The 20,401-nt window shown below is 71.8% G+C and carries 16 protein-coding genes; 9 read left to right on the top strand and 7 right to left on the bottom strand.

Annotated features, from left to right (window positions below; genetic code table 11):
* Positions 1 to 24 precede the first annotated feature (24 nt).
* Positions 25 to 360 carry a rhodanese-like domain-containing protein gene (locus ACFS27_RS09995; RefSeq protein WP_377182456.1) on the bottom strand — a complete coding sequence of 112 codons (336 nt, stop codon included), beginning with the start codon at positions 358 to 360 and terminating at the stop codon, positions 25 to 27.
* Between the two features lie 74 nt (positions 361 to 434).
* On the opposite strand from ACFS27_RS09995, the gene pgm reads away from it, so the two are divergent.
* Entirely contained in the window at positions 435 to 2,132 is a 1,698-nt protein-coding gene (gene pgm, locus ACFS27_RS09990) for a phosphoglucomutase (alpha-D-glucose-1,6-bisphosphate-dependent) (protein WP_377182454.1), read from the top strand.
* 100 nt (positions 2,133 to 2,232) lie between these two features.
* Positions 2,233 to 3,204 carry a glycoside hydrolase family 6 protein gene (locus tag ACFS27_RS09985; protein ID WP_377182452.1) on the top strand — a complete coding sequence of 324 codons (972 nt, stop codon included), beginning with the start codon at positions 2,233 to 2,235 and terminating at the stop codon, positions 3,202 to 3,204.
* Between the two features lie 3 nt (positions 3,205 to 3,207).
* Here the strand turns inward: ACFS27_RS09985 and ACFS27_RS09980 are convergent, their stop codons facing one another.
* The gene (locus tag ACFS27_RS09980; protein WP_377182450.1) at positions 3,208 to 3,903 is read right to left on the bottom strand and encodes a TetR/AcrR family transcriptional regulator; all 696 of its coding nucleotides are present in this window, start codon (positions 3,901 to 3,903) and stop codon (positions 3,208 to 3,210) included.
* A 125-nt stretch (positions 3,904 to 4,028) separates the two neighbouring features.
* Between ACFS27_RS09980 and ACFS27_RS09975 the strand changes: the two genes are divergently transcribed.
* Both ACFS27_RS09975 and ACFS27_RS09970 read left to right on the top strand, forming a co-directional pair.
* Complete coding sequence (locus tag ACFS27_RS09975; RefSeq protein WP_377182448.1) at positions 4,029 to 6,869, top strand: MMPL family transporter; 2,841 nt, start codon at positions 4,029 to 4,031, stop codon at positions 6,867 to 6,869.
* A complete protein-coding gene (locus ACFS27_RS09970; RefSeq protein WP_377182446.1) occupies positions 6,866 to 9,175 on the top strand; it encodes a YhgE/Pip domain-containing protein in 2,310 nt (769 codons plus the stop codon). Before ACFS27_RS09975 ends, ACFS27_RS09970 begins: the two co-directional genes overlap by 4 nt.
* Before the next feature lie 91 nt (positions 9,176 to 9,266).
* On the opposite strand, the gene ACFS27_RS09965 is transcribed toward ACFS27_RS09970, so the two are convergent.
* From ACFS27_RS09965 to ACFS27_RS09955, 3 genes are all read right to left on the bottom strand, one after another.
* A complete protein-coding gene (locus ACFS27_RS09965) occupies positions 9,267 to 9,632 on the bottom strand; it encodes a hypothetical protein (RefSeq protein ID WP_377182444.1) in 366 nt (121 codons plus the stop codon).
* 73 nt (positions 9,633 to 9,705) lie between these two features.
* On the bottom strand, positions 9,706 to 11,070 hold the full coding sequence (locus ACFS27_RS09960; protein ID WP_377182442.1) for an amidohydrolase: 1,365 nt from the start codon (positions 11,068 to 11,070) through the stop codon (positions 9,706 to 9,708).
* Positions 11,071 to 11,107: 37 nt separating this feature from the next.
* Entirely contained in the window at positions 11,108 to 11,950 is an 843-nt protein-coding gene (locus tag ACFS27_RS09955) for a helix-turn-helix transcriptional regulator (protein ID WP_377182440.1), read from the bottom strand.
* Positions 11,951 to 12,084: 134 nt separating this feature from the next.
* On the opposite strand from ACFS27_RS09955, the gene ACFS27_RS09950 reads away from it, so the two are divergent.
* On the top strand, positions 12,085 to 12,531 hold the full coding sequence (locus ACFS27_RS09950; RefSeq protein ID WP_377182438.1) for a nuclear transport factor 2 family protein: 447 nt from the start codon (positions 12,085 to 12,087) through the stop codon (positions 12,529 to 12,531).
* Positions 12,528 to 13,394 (top strand): NAD(P)H-binding protein, encoded by an 867-nt coding sequence (locus ACFS27_RS09945; RefSeq protein WP_377182436.1) that lies wholly within the window; start codon positions 12,528 to 12,530, stop codon positions 13,392 to 13,394. Before ACFS27_RS09950 ends, ACFS27_RS09945 begins: the two co-directional genes overlap by 4 nt.
* Before the next feature lie 249 nt (positions 13,395 to 13,643).
* Here the strand turns inward: ACFS27_RS09945 and purB are convergent, their stop codons facing one another.
* Positions 13,644 to 15,140, bottom strand: coding sequence for an adenylosuccinate lyase (gene purB, locus ACFS27_RS09940; protein WP_377182434.1), 1,497 nt, complete (start codon positions 15,138 to 15,140; stop codon positions 13,644 to 13,646).
* A gap of 157 nt (positions 15,141 to 15,297) precedes the next feature.
* Between purB and ACFS27_RS09935 the strand changes: the two genes are divergently transcribed.
* The 3 genes from ACFS27_RS09935 to ACFS27_RS09925 all read left to right on the top strand — a co-directional run bounded on the left by ACFS27_RS09935 (position 15,298) and on the right by ACFS27_RS09925 (position 19,969).
* Entirely contained in the window at positions 15,298 to 17,808 is a 2,511-nt protein-coding gene (locus ACFS27_RS09935; protein WP_377182432.1) for an amylo-alpha-1,6-glucosidase, read from the top strand.
* A 278-nt stretch (positions 17,809 to 18,086) separates the two neighbouring features.
* Positions 18,087 to 18,443, top strand: a complete 357-nt coding sequence (locus ACFS27_RS09930) for a hypothetical protein (RefSeq protein WP_377182430.1) — start codon at positions 18,087 to 18,089, stop codon at positions 18,441 to 18,443.
* Positions 18,437 to 19,969, top strand: a complete 1,533-nt coding sequence (locus tag ACFS27_RS09925) for a hypothetical protein (protein WP_377182428.1) — start codon at positions 18,437 to 18,439, stop codon at positions 19,967 to 19,969. The genes ACFS27_RS09930 and ACFS27_RS09925 overlap by 7 nt, the downstream gene beginning before the upstream one ends.
* A 24-nt stretch (positions 19,970 to 19,993) precedes the next feature.
* On the opposite strand, the gene ACFS27_RS09920 is transcribed toward ACFS27_RS09925, so the two are convergent.
* Positions 19,994 to 20,401: a phage holin family protein gene (locus ACFS27_RS09920; RefSeq protein ID WP_377182426.1), complete on the bottom strand. Its 408-nt coding sequence runs from the start codon at positions 20,399 to 20,401 to the stop codon at positions 19,994 to 19,996.

The following is a 20,401-nucleotide window of genomic DNA, read 5'->3' as shown; positions in this document are numbered from 1 at the left end:
CCGTCCGGCTGGCAGGCGGGCGCCTCAGCGCTCGACGGGCAGCCCGGCGCCCTGCCAGGCGACGATGCCGCCGTCCAGGTTCGTCGCCTCGAAGCCCACCGCGTCGTTGAGCCACTGCGTCGCGCGGGCCGAACGGCCGCCGGAGTGGCACATGACCAGGACCTGGGAGTCGGCGTCCAGCTCGCCGTACCGCGCGGGGAGGTCGCTCAGCGGGATGTGCACGGCACCCGGGGCGTGACCGGCGTCCCACTCGTCCTGCTCGCGCACGTCCAGGAGGATGGACCCGTCGGGAACGGGGGAGGCCGGGTCGAGCTCGCGGGGGTGGACCGTGGGGACCTCTGGCAGCATCGGCGGGAACATGCCTCCAGCCTACGACGGCGACCCGAGCGCCCCGGTCGCGACGGACGTGCCCGGTACCTGGCAGTATCACCTGCATGGATGCGCGTGCCGGTACCCCCGCCCAGCCCAGCGACCTGATCGACGTCGACCAGGTGGTCGGCGCCTACTACGACCTCTCGCCCGACCCTGACGACCCTGGCCAACAGGTCGCCTTCGGGACCTCCGGTCACCGTGGGTCGAGCCTCGACCACGCCTTCAACGAGGCCCACATCGTCGCGATCACCGCCGCGATCGTGGAGTACCGGCGTGATCAGGGCACCGACGGCCCGCTGTTCATCGGGCGGGACACGCACGCGCTGTCCCGCCCGGCCTGGCAGACGGCGCTGGAGGTGCTCGCAGCGGCCGAGGTCGACGTCATGGTCGACGCCCGTGACTCGTGGACGCCGACCCCCGCCGTCAGCCAGTCGATCCTGCTGCACAACCAGACGCGGTTCGCCGAGGGGACGCCCGGCCTGGCCGCGTCCGGCGCCGGGCTGGCGGACGGGATCGTGGTGACGCCGTCGCACAACCCGCCACGCGACGGCGGGTTCAAGTACAACCCGCCGCACGGTGGCCCCGCCGACTCCGCCGCGACCGGGTGGATCGCCGACCGGGCCAACGAGATCCTGCGCACCGGCGTCGGGCAGGTGAAGCGGGTGTCCCTCGACACCGCGCTGGGCTCCGACCGGACGCACCGTCACGACTTCCTGTCCTCCTATGTGGACGACCTCGCGAACGTGCTCGACCTCGAGATCATCCGGGCGTCGGGCGTGCGGATCGGTGCAGACCCGCTCGGTGGGGCGTCGGTCGAGTACTGGGGTGCGATCGCCGACCGGTACGACCTCGACCTCACCGTCGTGAATCCGCGGGTCGACCCCCGCTGGGCCTTCATGACGCTCGACTGGGACGGCAAGATCCGCATGGACTGCAGCTCGCCGTACGCGATGGCGTCGCTGGTGCAGCGGATGACCGGCGGCGCGGACGGCTCGACGGGACCGGCGCCGTTCGACATCGCCACGGGCAACGACGCCGACTCGGACCGGCATGGCATCGTCACTGCCGACGGCCTCATGAACCCCAACCACTTCCTCGCGGTGGCCATCGAGTACCTGTACGGCGGGAACCGGCCGAGCTGGCCCTCCAACGCCGCGATCGGCAAGACCCTCGTGTCCTCAGCGCTCATCGACCGGGTGGCCGGCGGGCTGGGCCGGCGCCTCCTGGAGGTGCCGGTCGGCTTCAAGTGGTTCGTCCCCGGACTGCTCTCCGGCGAGGTCGGGTTCGGCGGGGAGGAGTCGGCGGGTGCGTCGTTCCTGCGCAAGGACGGCCGCGTCTGGTCGACGGACAAGGACGGGATCCTGCTCGCGCTGCTCGCCTCCGAGATCACGGCGGCCACCGGCAGGTCGCCGTCCGAGCACCACGCGTCGCAGGTCGAGCGCTACGGGACGAGCTGGTACGCCCGGGTCGACGCAGCGGCCACCCGGGAGCAGAAGGCCCGGCTCGGCGCGCTGTCGCCGTCGGACGTCACGTCCACCACGCTCGCCGGCCAGGACATCACGGCGAAGCTCACCGAGGCGCCGGGCAACGGCGCGAAGATCGGCGGCCTCAAGGTCACGACGGCGGACGCGTGGTTCGCCGCGCGACCGAGCGGCACCGAGGACGTCTACAAGATCTACGCGGAGTCGTTCGTGTCCGCCGAGCACCTCACCGAGGTGCAGCAGGCCGCGAAGGCGCTGGTCGACGAGGCCCTCGCCTAAACGTTTCGCGTGCTTCCGGGGCAGCGGCGTTCTTCCTAGCGTCACGCGGGTACACCCCGGCCGGTCCGGCCGGGGTGAACCCGACTGAACGGAGAGCGCCATGCCTCGCGTACGACGTCGTACCCGAACGGCGGCCCTGGCCGCAGCCCTCGCACTCATGACTACCGGCGCCGTCGCGGTGTCGCAGACCGCTACGGCGGGAGTGACCAGCCTGAGCGCTGCCGAGACGGCGGCGTCGGACCTCTACGTCGACCCCACCACACAGGCGTACGCGGCATGGGAGGCGGCGAGCGGCCAGGACAAGGAGCTGCTCGGGAAGATCGCCCTGACGCCGCAGGCGTACTGGGTGGGCGACTGGGCCGACGCCGACCAGACCCGCGAGCAGGTCGCCGACTACACGGGCAGGGCCGCGGCCGCCGGGCAGACCGGGATCCTGACGGTGTACGCGATCCCGGGCCGGGACTGCGGCAACCACTCCGGCGGCGGTGTGCCCGAGAGTGAGTACGCGCGCTGGGTGGACACGGTGGCGTCGGGCATCGAGGGCAACCCGATAGTGATCCTCGAGCCGGACGCGCTGGCCCAGCTCGGCGACTGCGACGGGCAGGGCGACCGCGTCGGGTATCTGCGGTACGCGGCGACGTCGCTGGCCGGCGCAGGGGCTCGCGTCTACATCGACGCCGGGCACTCGGGGTGGCTGGGTACGGGCGAGGCCGCGCGGCGGCTGGAGCTGATCGGCTTCCGCGACGCCGTCGGGTTCGCGCTCAACACCTCGAACTACCAGACCACCGCGGACACCCAGGCGTACGCCGAGCAGGTCTCTTCGCAGGTGGGCCGGCGGCCCTACGTGATCGACACGTCGCGCAACGGCAACGGGTCGAACGGTGAGTGGTGCAACCCGCGCGGACGAGCGCTGGGTGAGCGGCCGCGGGTCGTCGAGGACGGGACGGGCCTCGACGCGCTCCTGTGGGTCAAGCTCCCCGGCGAGTCGGACGGCGCGTGCAACGGCGGTCCTGCGGCCGGCCAGTGGTGGCAGGAGATCGCCCTGGAGCTCGCGGCCAACGCGAGCTGGTGAGGCTCAGTCGGCGGTCGTCACCAGGAGGTTGACCAGCTCGCTCAGGACGGCGGTGTCGGGTGCGGCATCGCCGTCCTCGTCCGTTGGCCGCGCGACCACGGCGGTCCGGGCGGACGACTCGTAGATACTGAGCAGGAGGTCGACCGCCGTGCGCTGGTCGACGGTGAACCGCAGGCCGAGGTCCGCGAGGATCCGCTCGATGGCGGCGCCGACCTCGGTGCGGAGCATCTCCTCCTGCGCCTGGAACGGCCGGCCGACGGCGGGGTCGCGCATCGCGAGCAGCTCCAGCTCTGCGCGCATCAGCGACCACTGCCGCGCGTCCCCCGGGTCCGTCACCACCACCGAGAGGATGGTGCGGATCGCGTCGTGGTCCACGCAGCCGCCCCGGACGATGTCCGGCTCCAGCTCCTTGCCGATGGACTCCAGCGAGGCGAGCTGCTGGCGCATCGCCCGTTCGGCGAGCGCGAGGAACAGCTCCTCCTTGCTGCTGAAGTTCGAGTAGAACGCGCCGCGCGTGAACCCGGCGGCCTCGCAGACGGCCTCGATGGACGCACCACGGATGCCGTGGTGCGCAAAGACGGTGAAGGCGGCGTCGAGCAGGCGCTCGCGGGTTCGTTCGCGTCGGGGGGTCAGCGCCGTGGCGAGCGCACGTTCGACGGACGACCCGGAGCCGACGTCGGTGGCGTGCTCAGAGGTCACGGAAACTCCTTGGGGTGTCAAGAGGCCAGTCTATCAATACGTCGGTGTATTGGATGCACTCGTGTATCGGATACAGTGGTGCATCGAAGAGCCCCTGTCGTACCCCGCCTCGTCCAGGAGTGTGCGTGTCCTCCGTTCTCTACTCGCTCGGCCGCTGGGCCGTACGCGCCCGCCGGCTCGTCGTGGCCATCTGGGTCCTGGTACTCCTCCTCGTGGGCGGTGCGGCCGGCCTGCTGCAGCAAGGTCTCGACAACCAGGTGGCCATCCCCGGCACCGAGTCGCAAGAGGCGCTCGACCGTCTCGCCGCGACGTTCCCGGAGGTCAGCGGCGCCTCGGCGCAGGTGATCGTGGTAGCGCCAGAAGGGGGGTCCATCGAGGACGAACCCATGCGCTCGGCCATCACCGACGGTGTGGAGGCGATCAGCGACGTCTCGCAGGTCGCCGCCGTCACGTCGCCCTACGAGGAGCTGATGCCTGCATCGGTGTCCGACGACGAGCGCGCCACGCTCCTCACGATCCAGCTCGACGGTGACCAGGGCTCCATCACCGAGGAGACCAAGGACGCGCTGGGTGTCGAGGCAGAGGCGCTCGCAGAAGCCCTGCCCGAGGGCGCCGAGGCGCAGCTGGGTGGCCAGCTCTTCTCCTCGAAGTTCCCGGAGATGACGCTCACCGAGGGCGTCGGCCTGCTGGTCGCGCTCGTCGTGCTGGTCCTGACGCTCGGCTCCCTCGTGGCCGCGGGGCTGCCGCTGATCAACGCGCTCCTCGGCGTCGGGGCCTCGATGGGGCTGCTGTTCGCCGCCACGGCGCTCGGCCCGATCAACTCGACGACGCCGATGCTGGCGGTGATGCTCGGCCTGGCGGTCGGCATCGACTACGCGCTGTTCATCGTGTCCAGGCACCGGGAGCAGCTCGGCACAGGGCTCGAGGTGCACGAATCGATCGCGCGGGCGACTGCGACGGCAGGTTCCGCTGTCGTGTTCGCTGGCCTCACCGTGATGATCGCCCTCGTCGGCCTGGGTGTGGCGGGCATCCCCTTCCTCACCATCATGGGCGTCGCGGCGGCGGTCACGGTCGGCATCACCGTGCTCGTCTCGCTCACGCTGCTGCCTGCCCTGCTCGGGTTCGCGGGGGAGCGGCTGCGGCCCAAGCCGTCGCGCCGGGCCCGTCGCGCCGCGGTCAAGGAGGCCAAGGCCGCCGACGCCGCCGCGGCTGCCGCCGACCCGGAGACGACTCGCCGGCGCACACCCCCCGTTGCCTCGCCCGAGCCGAGGCCCAACCGGTTCTTCGCCGGGTGGGTGCGCGCGGTGACCAAGATCCCGGCGCTGACCGTCGTGCTGGTCATCGCAGCGATGGGCGCGCTCAGCTACCCCGCGCTGGACCTGCGCCTCGCGCTCCCGGACGCGGGCGTGATGGAGGAGGACGACCCGGCCCGGGTCACCTACGACCTCGTCTCCGAGCACTTCGGCGACGGCTTCAACGGCCCGCTGATCGTGACCGGATCCATCGTGACCAGCACCGACCCGGTGACCCTCATGGACGAGATCGGCGACGAGATCGCCGACCTGCCGGGTGTGGCCGACGTGCCGCTCGCGACGCCGAACCAGTCCGCGGACACCGGCATCATCCAGGTGGTTCCCGAGGGCGGCCCGACGTCCGCCCAGACCGAGGACCTGGTCCGCGAGATCCGGGCCCAGCACGACTACTTCCTCGACGAGTACGGGGTCGACCTCTCCGTCACGGGCTTCACCGCCGTCGGCATCGACGTGTCGGACAAGCTCGGCGACGCGCTGCTGCCGTTCGCCCTGGTCGTCGTGGGCCTGTCGCTGATCCTGCTGACGATGGTGTTCCGCTCGATAGCTGTGCCGATCAAGGCGACGGTCGGCTACCTGCTGTCCGTCGGCGCGGCGTTCGGTGTGGTCTCGCTCGTGTTCGAGCACGGCGTCTTCGCCGAGGCGCTCAACGTCACCCGCACCGGCCCTGTCATCAGCTTCATGCCGATCGTGCTCATGGGCATCCTGTTCGGGCTCGCGATGGACTACGAGGTCTTCCTCGTGTCCCGCATGCGCGAGGACTACGTGCACGGCGGCAGCGCCAGGCACGCGATCACCACCGGCTTCCAGGGCTCGGCCAAGGTCGTGACGGCCGCGGCGATCATCATGATCGCGGTCTTCGTTGCGTTCGTCCCGCACGGCGACATGAACCTCAAACCGATCGCGCTCGGCCTTGCGGTCGGTGTGGCCGTCGACGCGTTCGTCGTGCGCATGATCTTCGTCCCGGCAGTGCTCGCCCTGCTGGGGGAGAAAGCCTGGTACATGCCGAAGTGGCTCGACCGGGTGCTGCCGTCGTTCGACGTCGAGGGCGAGGGTCTCGCCCGCGAGCTGTCGCTCAGGGACTGGCCGGAGCCCGGCGCGACGGACGCCGTGGCCACCGGCGACCTCGAGGTACGCGGCCGGACCGGCGTGATCGTCGGCCCGGTGAGCGTGCGGGTGCCCGACGGCGGCGCGCTGCTCGTCCGAGGGGACGGCACGGCGCCGGTCAGCGCGTTCCTGCTGGCCGTAGCGGGCCGGCTCGACCTGACGGGCGGAGTCGCGAAGACCGCAGGTCTCGTGCTGCCCGAGCGAGCGTCGTCCGTGCGGCACCGGGTGGCGGTCGTCGACTCGGCTGCCGAGGGCGGGCATCCCGCTGCGGCTGTCCGCCGGGCACTGCGCGACAAGCCGGCCGTGCTCGTCGTGGACGCGACGGAGACGGTGGGCGACCTCGCGGCGCGCGCCGAGCTGGCGCAGGCGGTCGCCGGCGCACAGCACGCGGGAGTCGCGGTGCTGCTCGGCTCGACGGGGTTCGCGGCGACGGACCTGACGTCGTCCGACACCCCGGTGCTGGACGTCAGCCCGGGCGTCCGTACCGAACCCCGCAGTACAGAACCCGACCAGCCAGCAGACGTGACCGAGCAGGAGGTGCGGGCATGAGCACCGCAACGAGATGGCTACGGCCCGAGCCGTTCCGGAACCCGTGGCGCGCCGTGGCAGTGGCGCTCCTTCCCCTGATGATCCTGGGGCTCCTGATCTCGGCCCTCTGGAACCCGCAGGACCGGCTCGACACCGTCAAGGCGGCGATCGTCAACCTGGACGAGCCGGTCAAGGTCGACGGCCAGACGGTGCCGCTCGGGCGGCAGCTCGCCGCAGGCCTGGTGAGCGGTGGCGAGACGGCGGACGCAGCGGCCGGCGAAGCGGCGGCGGTCCCCGCCTCCGACGCGAGCTACGACTGGGAGATCTCCGACGCGTCGAGCGCGGCCGACGGTCTCGCCGACGGCACCTACGCCGCCGTCGTGACCATTCCGGAGGGCTTCTCCGCCGCGGCGACCTCGTTCGGTGGCGATGACCCGGCGAAGGCGCGGCAGGCCACGATCGACGTCGCGACGCCGGCCAACGGCCGCGTGCTCGACGACGCCCTCGCGCAGGTGGTGGCGCAGACTGCTACCGGGCTGCTCGGCAGCACCCTGACCGAGACCTACGTGGACAACGTGCTCGTCGGCTTCTCCACGCTCTCGGAAGAGCTGGGCAAGGCCGCCGACGGCGCGGACCAGCTCGCCGACGGAGCGACCGAGGCGGGCAAGGGTGCCAAGGAGCTGGCGGACGGAGCGCACCAGACCTCTGCCGGCGTGGCCGGCGTGGGCGACGGCGTGTCGGGCCTCGCCGGCGGTGCCGGCGAGTGGGCCTCCGGTGCCGGCCAGTGGGCTGCGGGTGCTGACGAGGTGTCGTCAGGCGTAGCAGGGCTCGCCTCCGGAGCCTCGGGCCTTGCCGACGGCGCAGACCAGGTGGCGCGTGGGGTGGGCCAGAGCGCTGACGGAGCAGAAGCGCTCGCCGGCGGTGCGGGGCAGCTCACAGGTGGAGCGGCCAATCTCGCCGATGGTGCCTCCGACCTGGCCGATGGGTCCGCCGAGCTTGCAGCGGGCGCGAAGGGCGCCGCGGACGGTGCGCAGGTTCTTGCTGGGCATGCGGCTGATGCCTCAGAGGGAGCAGTTGCCATGGTCACCGAGGCGGGGAAGGTCTGTGCGGACCCCGCTCGCGCGATCCTGGTTGCGGACTTGTGCGCCACCCTGGCCAAGTACTCGGACCTTCCCGTCGACGCCGGTACGGTCGAGTACGGCCTCGAAGCGATGTCGGACAAGGAGAGCGCGAAGAGCCTCTACGCCCTTGCTGCCGGAGCAGCCGAGACGTCGAAGGGTGCGAAGCAGGTTGCCGCGGGGGCCGATGGCCTCGCCGGTGGCGCCAAGGACCTGTCGACAGGAAGCCACCAGCTGGCCGACGGTCTCGGCCAGCTCGAGTCAGGCTCTGCGCAGGTCGCATCCGGCGCCACTGAGCTGGCCGGCGGTTCCTCGCAGCTCGCCTCCGGGGCCTCCGGCCTGGCCAGCGGTGCACGCGAGCTCTCCGGCGGCGCCGGCGGCCTCGCCTCGGGAGCGACCGAGCTCGCCAACGGTGTCGGTGAGCTGGAGACAGGCACCAACCAGCTCGCGACCGGCGTGGACGGCCTGGCCGACGGTGTCGGCGAGCTGGCCGGCGGCGCGGAGGACCTGTCGGACGGCCTGGGACAGGCCACCGAGGAGATCCCGTCGTACACGGAGCAGGAGCGCAAGTCGCTTGCTTCCGTGGTGGCCGACCCGGTCGCCACCGACGGCGAGGTCACCGACCTCGACACCGGCGCGACAGGCCCGATGTTCGCGGTCCTGGCCCTCTGGCTCGGTGCGCTCGCCCTGATGATCGTGTTCACACCGGTCCCGCTGCACGCTCGGGGCTCGACGCGCGGCGCGCTGCGGCTCACGCTCGAGACGTTCGCCGTCCCGGCAGTGGTCGGCCTGTTCACGGGCGTCGCGGCGGGTGCTGTGCTGGCCGGTATCGAGGACCTTGACCTCGGCGGCTGGGCGGCGACCATGGGCTTCGGTGCACTGGTCTCGGTCGCCTTCGTGGCGGTCAACCAAGCGCTGGCCGCCGCTCTCGGCCACGTCGGCCGGGGGATCAGCCTGCTGGTGGCGGTGCTCGTCATCGCGACGGGAGTGGTGTCGACGGTGCCTGGTGTACTCGAAGGGCTGGCGGCGTTCCTGCCGGTCGGTGCAGGTCTCGACGGTCTCGTCGGGCTCATCGAGCCGGGCGTGGGCGGCGTCGGGATGGCGACCGCCGCGGTCGCCCTGTGGGGCATCGCCGGGCTCGCCGTGACCACGACCATGGTGGCGCGACAGCGCACGGTCCGGGTCCGGGAGCTGCTCCGGACGGCCTGACGCTGCGTGAACGCGAGTGATCGGTAGTTCGTCAGGTGGTCGGTACCCCGGGGTACCGACCACCTGACGAACTACCGATCACTCGTTCCCGTCAGACCTGGCGGAGCCGGCCCGCAGTGTCCGGCCACGGGACGAGCACCCGCTTCGTGGGGGCCAGCGACTTGGACAGGAACGCGTCGCGCAGCACGATGCCGTCCGGCGCGAGCTCGATGACCGCGAGCTCAGGACCCCCGCCGTCGAGCACCCAGTGCTCCGCCAGCTCGCGCAGCCCACGATCGAGCACCAGCTCCTCGGCCACGTGATAGTCCTGCGACTCGCCGACCACATGGCCGAGGCGGTTGCGCGGGATCACGTCGGCGTAGTCAGCGGTCAGCGGCTCGAGGTAGCCGACCGTCTCGCCGTCCTCCCGCGTGACGGCGAGCCAGGTGTCGGTGGGCGCGATCTCCGGCGTCGTCATGGCCCGACCATACGGTCGCCCGCAGCGGTGGGCCTCCTGTTTTTGGCCGTGCGCCTGCCGCCTGGCGTAACCGTCAGTCGAAGTACGCCGGCACGTCGACAGCACCACCCTCCGCGGCGAACTCCGCGTGGACGGCGGCGCGCAGGTCGGCGTCGTACAGGTAGTCAAGGGCTGTCGAGGCGAGCCCTGCCGCGCTGTCGACGGCGGCGGCCACGGCCGCAGGCGTCGCCGCGGCGGCCGCGAACTCAGCGGTGTGCAGCGCGATGTCCGGGTCCGAGACCTGCACGAGCGGATGGATGCCGGGGATGCGGAACGAGAAGTTGCCGAAGTCGGTCGACGCAGCGAGCGTCTCGGACAGCACGCCCGCGGGCAGCGGGTCGCGCCCACGACGGCGCTGCGCCGCGACCCAGCGGTCGGTGAGCATCCGGTTGCCGCGGACCGGCAGGCTCGGGTGGGCGCCGTCGTCCCAGGTGATCTCGACGTCGGTGCCGGTCATGCGGGCCGCGCCGTGCGCGATGTCGTCGAGGCGGCGCGACAGGTCACGCAGGGTGTCCACGTACTTGGACCGCGCGTACAGGTGCACGACGGCCCGCTCCGTGATGATGCTCGGCCGCGTGCCGCCCTCCGCGATCGTCGCGTGCACCCTGTCCACCGGCGGCATCTGCTGCCGCAGCAGCCCGATGCCCTGATAGGCGAGGCTGGCGGCGTCGAGCGCGTTGCGGCCCATGTACGGCTGGGCCGAGGCGTGTGCGGGGCGTCCGGTGAACGTCCACGTCAAGAGCCGGCGTCCGAGCCAGACCTGGTCCGCGACGTCGAGCCCGTACGGGTGCACCATGATCGCCGCATCGATGCCCTCGAGCGCTCCGTTGCGGGCGAGCACCTCCTTGCCGCTGTGGCCCTCCTCCGCGGGAGTCCCGAGCAGGACGATGCGTCCCGGAGGGGCGTCACCTGAGGTCATGACCCGGCGCGCGGCGAGGAACGCACCCACGCCGGACGCCGCGATCACGTTGTGGCCGCACGCATGCCCGATGCCGGGCAGCGCGTCGTACTCCGCGCAGATCGCGATCGTCGGTCCGGCCGGGTCACCCACCTCGGCCCGGAACGCCGTCGGCACGCCGTGGACTCCGAGCTCCACCGTGACGCCGTGCCGGCCGAGCACCTCGACGAGAGCCGCGGCGCTGCGGTGCTCCTCGAACGCCGGTTCGGGATCGGCGTGCAGCCGCCGGACGATCTCGGCGAGCTCCGGCTCGAGCTGCTCGGCCGCCCGCTCGACGACGGCGACCAGGGCCGCGGGCGCACCGCCGTCGGCCGCGACAGGGCCCCCGCCGTCGACCGTGGGGGCCGGCCCGGCAAGGGCCTCGCGCCGTCCAGCGGTCTCAGCGACCAGGTGGTCGAGGTAAGCAGTGCTGGGCGTGGTGGAGCGGCTCATGCGCTCCATCGTATGGAAGCCGTTCGCAGGTGGTCCGGGCCGACGGTCACTGCACCGCGCCGGACGAGCCCAGCCGGGACAGGGTGGCGGCGCTGGGGCTGCCAGGATCTGCGGTGTAGAGCACCAGCCGCAGGCTGGTTCCGGGCATGAGCAGAGTCTGCCGGTCCAGCTCGAGCTCACCGAGCTCGGGATGGCGCAGGCACTTGCGCAGCGTCGGCCGAGGGCGCACGTCGTGCCTGCGCCAGCCGGCAACGAAGTTCGGGTCGTGTGCGGCGTACTCGTTGACCAGCTCGCTCAGCGCACGGTCCGCCGGGCGGCGGGCACTGGCCGCGCGCAGGTGGGCGGCGGCCTGCCGGGCGAAGTCGTCCTCTGCACCGACGGGTGCTGAGCAGAGCGAACCACTCAGCCGGACGGCGAGGCGCAGCGTGTTGCGCTCGTGGACGGGCAGCTGGGCGAAGTCGATGATCAACGCGGCTGCCGCAGCGTTCCAGGCCACGATGTCCTCTGCGTCGTCCACCACGTAGGCGGGTAGCGGTCCGAGCCGGTCCAGCAGTCGGCGTGCGTCGGCAGCCACCGGCGCACGATCGGCGTCCACAACGGGTGTGATCTGCCCGGCCAGCCGTGCCAGGTGCTCGCGCTCGGCGGTGGTGAGGCGCAATGCTGTGCCCAGCGCGGACAGCACCTGTGGCGACGGACGTGACGCGCGGGCCTGCTCCAGCCGCTCGTAGTAGCTCGTGGACACCCCGGCCAGGTCGGCCACCTCTTCCCGGCGCAGCCCGGGCGTGCGCCGGGCACGCAGGCCAGGTGGATGGACAGCCGTTGGCGACACCTTGGCCGGGTGCAGCGCCTCCCGTCGACTGCGCAGGAAGTCGGCCAGTTCTCTGCTCACTCGGCCAGGCTGGCACAACGTGGCGGGCTTAGCCACGGACCAGTGGTCCGGGGCTCAGCGGTGGGTTCCATGGCGCCGCCTCGTGCGGCCAGTCTGGTGCGGTCACCTGACCCACCGAACGTTGGAGAACCACCGTGCCACTACGCACTTCCGAAGAGACCTTTCGCCAGCTGCTGGAGCTGCTGCTGGCCAAGGACATGGATGCCGTCGCCGACCTGTGGGCGGAGGGCGGCACCGCCGAGTTCCCCTTCGCGGTAGGGACCTCACCGAGCAGGCTGAACGGACGCGAGGCGGTCCGGGGCTATCTGGCCGGCTACCCGGACCTGATGGACGTGCAGACGATCCCGACCCTCACCGTGCGGCACACGGACCAGCCGGACACCATCGTGGTCGAGTTCACCGCGGACGGTCGCACGGTGGCCACCGACGAGCCGTACCAGCTGGACTACATCACGGTGGTCACCACCCACGAGGGCTTGATCACTCGGTATCGGGACTACTGGAACCCGCTCGCAGCTGCCTCAGCGGCCGGCACGCTGCCCGAGCTGCTCGGTTCGCTGGGCGAGGAGGCCACCCGATGACCGGCGTGCTGGTCACCGGCGGCACCGGCAAGACGGGAAGCACCCTGACCGGTCTGCTCCGCAAGCGCGGTGTGCCGGTCCGGGTGGCGAGCCGCTTCCCACCTGCCGACGCCCCGGACGTGGTCCGGTTCGACTGGAGCGACCCGGCCTCGCATCCGGCAGCGCTGCGCGGGACGGACCAGGTCTATCTGGTGCCTCCGACAGACACCACGGACCCGATGCCGCTGGTCGAGCCGTTCCTGGCGGAGGCAGAACGCCTCGGTGTGCGCCGGGTGGTGCTGCTGGGCTCCGCCATCGTGCTGCCGGGTGCCACCAGCGCGCTGGAGCTGGCCGCGCACGTGCGGGCCCGTCCTGGATGGGTGGTGCTACGCGCGTCCGGGTTCATGCAGAACTTCTTGGCCCCCCACCCGCTGGGTGAACGGATCCGGCGGGGCGGCGAGATCCGCACCGCTGCCGGAACCGGTCGGGTGGGCTGGATCGACGCTCGAGACATCGCGGCGGTAGCCGCCACGCTGCTGACAGGACCAGACGGCCACCCCGACGTCCAGGACGACTACCTGCTCACCGGGCCCAAGGCGCTGAACTATCAGGACGCGGCACAGATCATCACCGCCCACACCGGCCAGCCGGTCCGGGTAGTGCCCGTCGGGGTCGCCGAGCAGATCGACGCCTACCGAGCGTCCGGCATGCCGGACGACTTCGCGACGGCCCTCGCCGCCGTCGACGCCGGCATCCGGACCGGCCAGGACGACCAGGTCAGCACCGCGGTGCTGGACCTGACCGGCCGTCCACCCCGTACGTTCGCCGAGTTCGTCCAGGATCACGCGTCCCACTGGGGTTCAGGCGACACCTTCGTGGCCTGAGGCTGCGGTTCCGCTTCGGGCGGGTGCCTCGTTCCTCGGTCCCCACCCTGCGCTGCACCTCCGCCTCAGCCCCTGCCACGTTTGTGGACCGAGGCTGCGGTTCCGCTCCGGGCGGGTGCCTCGTTCCTCGGCCCCCACCCTGCGCTGCACCTCCGCCTCAGCCCCTGTCACGTTTGTGGCCTGAGGCTGCGGTTCCGCTCCGGGCGGGTGCCTCGTTCCTCGGCCCCCACCCTGCGCTGCACCTCCGCCTCAGTCCAGGTAGTCCTTCACCAGCTGCTCGGCCAGCCCCGTGTACGTGGCGGGGGTCAGCGCGGCGAGGCGGGCGGCGACGTCGTCGGGCAGGCCGAGGCCTGCCACGAACTCGCGCATGCGCGCGCCGTCCACGCGCTGGCCGCGCGTGAGGTCCTTGAGACGCTCGTAGGGGTTCTCCATGCCGGGCACGCCCGCGACGGAGGCGGCGCGCATCGCCGACTGGACGGGCTCGCCCAGCACCTCCCAGTTGGCGTCGAGGTCCTCGCGCAGCAGCGTCTCGTTGACGGCGAGCCGGTCCAGGCCACGCGCCACGTTGTCGATCGCGAGCAGGCTGTGCCCGAACGCCGGGCCGATGTTCCGCTGCGTCGTCGAGTCGGTGAGGTCACGCTGGAGGCGGCTCGTCACGAGCGTCGCCGAGAGCGTGTCCAGGAGCGAGCACGAGATCTCGAGGTTCGCCTCGGCGTTCTCGAACCGGATCGGGTTCACCTTGTGCGGCATCGTGGACGAGCCCGTTGCGCCCGCGACCGGGATCTGCGTGAAGAACCCGAGCGAGATGTAGGTCCACACGTCGGTCGCGAGGTTGTGCAGGATCCGGTTGAAGCGGGCGACGTCGGCGTAGACCTCCGCCTGCCAGTCGTGCGACTCGATCTGCGTGGTCAGCGGGTTCCAGTCCAGGCCGAGGCCTTCGACGAACGCCTTGGACACGGCAGGCCAGTCGGCGGTCGGGACGGCGACCGTGTGCGCGCCGTAGGTGCCGGTGGCGCCGTTCAGCTTGCCCAGGAACTCGGCGCCCTCGATGCGCCGCAGCTGACGGCGCAGCCGGTGCGCCAGCACGGCGAGCTCCTTGCCCAGCGTGGTCGGCGTCGCTGGCTGACCGTGCGTGCGGCTCAGCAGCGGCGCCGCCGCGTGCTCGCGCGCCATGCCCGCGAGCTGGTCGACGACGGCGGTCGCGGCGGGGAGCCACGCGTCCCGGACCGCACCCCGGACCATCAGCGCGTACGACAGGTTGTTGATGTCCTCGCTGGTGCAGGCGAAGTGCACCAGCTCGCTCGCCGCCGGGAGGCTCGTCGTGCCGAGCGCCTCGGGCGCCGCGGCGATGCGGCGCTTGATGAAGTACTCGACCGCCTTGACGTCGTGCACCGTCTCGCGCTCGATCTCGGCCAGCTCGGCGATCTCGTCCGCGCCGAACGTCGCGGGGATCGCACGCAGGTAGTCGACCTCCTGCGGCGACAGCGCGGGTGCGCCGGGGACCACCGGGGAGGGATCGCCGGGCGTGCCGTTGCAGAGCGTGATGAGCCACTCCACCTCGACGTGGATGCGCTCGCGGTTCAGCGCGGCCTCGCTCAGGTGGTCGACGAGCGGCGCGACGGCCTTGCGGTACCGGCCGTCGAGCGGCCCGAGCGCGATGGCAGGGCTCACCTCCGCCAGGGTTACGCGGGTGACGGGGCTGGCAGGGCTGGCGGCGGGCGCGGTCGTCTCAGGCACGTGCTCCATTCTCCCACGCCGGGCTCGCCGCCCGCCGAGGGGTTTGCGTCCGCCCGGGGGTGGCCGTGGGAAGGGACTACCAAGCGATAGTTGTCATATGATACATGTTACGTTAACATCGATGTCGTCATGGTGTTAGCGCTCACATTCATGGGAGGAACAACAGATGGCAGATCACAATGGTGTGATCCGGCTCGTGCGCCGAGGACCGCTCGTCGTAGGGGCAGCGTTCGTGTCCTTGGCGTCGGTGGCGTCCTTGGCGTTCTCGGCGGATGCGCAGGTCGCCGCGCCGGATACCGAGGACAGTGCGGCTGGGCTCGAGCGCCCGTTCGCCATGCCTGGTTACACGGAGCGGGACGACAACGGCGCACTGTTCGTCGGCGAGGGCGAGAGCAGGTTCACCATGCGGGTGAACCTGCTGACGAGCGCCAACCGTCTCATCCGGGAGAACCAGGGGCTGATCCCGTACGTCGCGGACGTCGGCCCGGCGACGGTCGACGGTTCCTACTACGAGGTCCAGGTCGGCAGCGACGACCGGACGATCACCCCCGAGCAGCTCGGGGCCCTGCGAGAGATCCTCGACCACCCCGACAACTGGTCCGCCGACCAGGTGGCTGAGGCACGCGAGCTGCTCCCGGTGATGGAGGCGCGCTACGAACAGACGCAGCGCGACAAGCAGACGATCCGGATCCGGTTCGCGCGGACGGCCCCCAACGTCCTGGTGGGTGCGGTGACGGCGTCGGCCGACGACACGACGGTCTTCCTCGAGGCCGCTCCACCGTGGGACGAGCCAGGGACCTACCAGGTCACAGACCAGGGGATCCGCGCGAGCGGCGCCGGCGTGGAGGACCCGGAGAAGACCGGTCACTTCGCGCTCACCCCGACGGTGCGCCCGGACGACGGCGCGTCGTACGCGTCGGAGGACGACCTGGTCGCGGCGATGGAAGGTGAGCCGGCAGCCCCCGGTCAGGCGGCCGCCGCCCTGCGTTACACGCTGGACGCGAACGAGACCGTGACGTTCACGACGACCGTGTCCGGGGCCCCGGTGGAGACCGGGCCCGCTGAGACGGGTGAGCGCGAGATTCTCGCGATCCTCGACCGCGCGGAGGCGCGTGCGGACATCGGCACCCTCAGCGGTGAGGGACCGGCAGGCAGGGCCGCGACGGTGATGCGCTCCGCCATCGCCCTCAACGCCAACTACGACGAGACGTTCCAGCGGAGCTTCCTCGTCTGGGGCTGGGGTCGTGGTGGCGCCGAGAACGACACCATCTTCACCGGCTGGGACTCGGCGTGGGACGCGATCATCGCGCTCACGGTCGACCCAGGACTGGCTCGTGAGCACGAGCGGGACCTGTTCGACGTCGGCGGGCCCCGTTACGACCAGCTCCACTCCGGACCGATGCATGCGTACGCGGTCAAGCGGATCCATGCGGCGACCGGGGACCGGGAGCTCGTCGAGCAGGCCTATCCCGCCCTGGTGGACTTCTTCGACAAGCTGCCCGAGTGGGACGTGGACGGTGACGGGCTCCTCGAAGCTCCGTACGACGCCGACGCGAGCAAGGTAGGGAACCACCTCGGGCTCGATGACCTACCGGTCTACCAGGCCGCCAACCGCATCCCGAAGGACGGCGGGAGCGGCGACGAGCGCGACAACACCGACCTCACCGACGTTGCGCTGACGTCCTACTACGCGCTGATGGCCGAGTCGCTGGCCGAGCTCGCCGACGTACTCGACCGGCCGGCGGACGAGGAGCGCTTCCGGGCGGTCTTCGGCACGGTGAAGGAAGCCGTCAACGAGAGGCTGTGGAACGACGAGCAGGGTATGTATCTCGACCGGCACCTCGACGGGACCTGGGGCAAGGTCGTCACGCCCACGGTCTTCTACCCGCTCTTCGGCGGAGTCGCGACGCCGGAGCGGGCGCAGCGGACCGTCGACGAGAACCTGCTCGACCCGGAGAAGTTCGGCGGCGAGTACGGCATACCGAGCATCAGCAGGTCCGACCCGGAGTACTGCGCGAACGGCCTGGACCAGCCGAACGACTCGCAGCACTACCGGTACTACCTCGCGTGGGGCGACGAGAACTCCTGCGAGCAGTGGCGCGGTGCAGTGTGGCCGCCGATGAACGCGACCGTGTACGACGGCGTCAAGCGGTACGGGCTCGACGCCGCCGCGGGTGAGCTCGCGTCGAAGAGCACGCGGATGTGGCTCGACAGCTGGGACAAGAACAGCTGGTTCCCCGAGTACTTCGATCCCGAGCCGGGCCAGGCGATCAGCGCGTCGGCGGTCGACAGCGCGTGGCGCTACTACACGTGGTCGAACGTGATGCCGCTGATGGCGGTGCACGAGCTGGTCGCAGAGGACCCGTGGGGCGAGCCGGGGTCGGTCACGTTCGGGTCGTGGGACCTGGAGGGCCGGAACGTGGTCGACGACGTCCGCGTGCACGGGCACCGGTACGCCGCGACGGTCAGTCCCGAGCGCACGGAGCTGCGACAGGACGGCCGTCGGGTGTTCCAGGCCGTCGGCGGCCGGGTCGTGGTGCGGGACTTCACGTGGTCCGGCGACGGCGCCTGCTTCGAGATCAACGCAGGGGACCAGGCCCGCCTCCAGGTCTTCCCGGAGCGCGGCGCCCCGCACCGGACCACCGTCGAGGCAGGTCGCACCGAGATGTGCCTGTAGCAGGGTAGGTAGCGATGGGCCTGCCCCTGGACCGCGGCCGTGGTCCAGGGGCAGGCCCATCGTCCCACCGCTCGTGCGCGTGCCTCCGGGGTGCGAACGACCGTCCCGACCATGTTCAGCGGGTGCGAGCCCGACCACACCCCCGATCTCCGGCCACTTGTGAACAGGTGGCCTGGCCGGCCCGGCACAAGGCCCTGGCCGCTCCGTAACGTCTGCGGATGAGCCGACCGGCTCGATGCACGAGGAGGCCAGGGAGTGCCGATGTACGGAGCGCGTCCATGAACGACGGGTGGCCGCTCGCGCACGGTCACGACCGGTGGGGAGGCGGCCCGACGTCGGCGCTCGCCGAGGCGGTCGGGCTGGTGGAGCGAGCGACCGGTGGGCTGCGGGCGTCCGGTGCCGTGGCATGGGAGGCCCGTGCGGCGGAGCTGTACCGCGCCGAGGTCGCCGAGGTGCTGGAGGCGCTCGTCCGGGACGGTGACCTGCTCGACGCGACGATGCGGCAGGCCGGCGCTGCTCAGGCGGCGCCCTTTCCTCATACCGATGGGCCGCACCCCGAAGGGACGGACTCCGACGGGCTGGGGCAGGCAGGTGGCGCGGCCGTCCCGCACACGATCGGTGCCCGGTCGTGGTGAGCTCTCCGGACGGGCGGCTCGCGCCGGCGGACACGGTCACCGTCTACGGCGGGTCGGGTCCGTCGTCCGTCGACCTGGACTCCGTGCGGTGGGCGGCGGCGCTCGTCACCGGTGCCGCCGACGACCTGCGGGCGGCAGCCGTGCACTGCCTGGGGGTGAGCGGAGACCTCGTCGTGCCAGGAGCCGGGAGAGCCGAGGCCGCCTGGTGGCTACCCGCAGAGGCGGTCGCAGAGGCGGTGGCCAGGGCTCGTGCGCTCGAAGCAGCCGCCCAGGACGTCGCGCGCCGTCTCATCGCTTCCGCCGACCGGTGCGACCTGCTCGGCTGGCGCCTGCTCCGGGCAGCAGGCCTGTACGACGAGGCGGAGTCGACCGCGGAACGGGTCGTCGGTGCCCTGGTCACCGCTGGCGCCTTCGGAGTGGGCGCCGCGTTCGGCGGCCTCGGCTGGGCCGGCCTCGCGGGGGTCGGCGCGCTGGGCGGTGCAGGGGCGGCGGGGCAGGCCGCCGGCGGAGCCCTGACGGGTGGCGCCTCCCAGGCCGCCACGGGCCAGCTCGGGGCCGCTGCCGCGAGGGGACTTGCCCCGTTCTCCGACGAGGCCGTCACCGGCTTGGGCGCCGGCGTCGCGCTGGCCCAGCCCGGGCCCGCACAGGGCCGTTCCGGCGTCACGGGTGGGGCCGGCGTGCTGGCGCACGTGGCCCGTGAGCTGCCTGTGCTCGGGAACGACGACCATGGGGTGCGGGTCACGCGGCTCGGCGCCGAGGACTTCGCGGACGGCACGGTACCGGCCTGGTCCCGCACCGGAGCGCGGTCGGTCGGGGAGGCGTTGAGCAGGATCGACAGCCTGTACCCCCAGCAGGGTGGTGCGCCGGCGGGCACGGTGGCGGTCCAGAGGCTGACCGGGTCGGACGGCGCGGTGTCCTGGACGGTCCTGATCCCCGGCACCCAGTCGGCGCTCCCGGCGGAGCACCCCTTGGACGGCCGGACCGACGTCGAGCTCGTCGCGGGCCAGGCGGACGGCGCCACCGCGGCTGTCGAGCGTGCGCTCGTGGACTCCGGCGTCGGTCCCGGTGAGCCGGTGACCTTCGTCGGGCACAGCCTGGGCGGTATCGCCGCGGCCGCGCTGGTGTCCCGGGCGGGCTTCGCTGAGCGCTACCGGGTCGCCGGGCTCGTCACGGCCGGATCACCGACCGGTCCGCTCGCCACACCACCCGGCGTCCCGGTGCTGCACCTGGAGACGCCGGAGGAGATCGTCTCGCACGCCGACGGCCGGTCGGCGTCGGAGAATCCCCGCACCCCGGACCGGGTCACGGTGGTCCGGTCGCTGCGGGACTCGGCCTCCGCCGCCGACCGCGCGGCGTCGGGCAGCGTGGTGCAGGCGCACGCCGTCACCACGCACGTCCGCACGCTCGACCTCGCGATCGGCCTCGGTGACCCGCGGGTCACCGAGGTGGCAGGCCGGATCGGCTCACGGCTGGACGGAACGGCGGTGAGCACCACGTTCTACCGCACAGAGCGGACCGGCCGGTGACCTCGTTCGGCCGGTGCCCTCCGCTCAGTCGGAGACCCTGTTGGGCAGGATCGCCAGGAGGATGGTCTGCACCACCGAGATGACCAGCGCGGCCAGCACGAACCACCAGAAGCCGCCGTTCACCTCGAGGCCCCAGTTGGGCGTGTCGGAGAACCACGTCTGGTTGGTGATGAGAGTCGTGATCCACAGCATGAGCGCGTTGACCAAGAACGACACCAGGCCGAGCGTGAGGATGTAGAGCGGGAGGGAGATGAGCTGGACGATCGGCTTCACGATCATGTGGACCAGGGCGTAGATCACTGCCACCACCACGGTGGCGAGGATCGTGCCAAGGGTGGTGCCGTCGCTGACGACCTCCATGTGGGAGCCGAGGATCAGGGCTGACAGCCCGATTGCTAGTGCGGTGATGAGGATGCGCGCCACGAGCTTCAT

This window comes from Promicromonospora vindobonensis (assembly GCF_042685865.1).
Lineage (GTDB): Bacteria > Actinomycetota > Actinomycetes > Actinomycetales > Cellulomonadaceae > Promicromonospora > Promicromonospora vindobonensis.
Note: the sequence above shows the minus strand (reverse complement) of the source record. Positions and strands in the feature narration are given on the sequence as shown.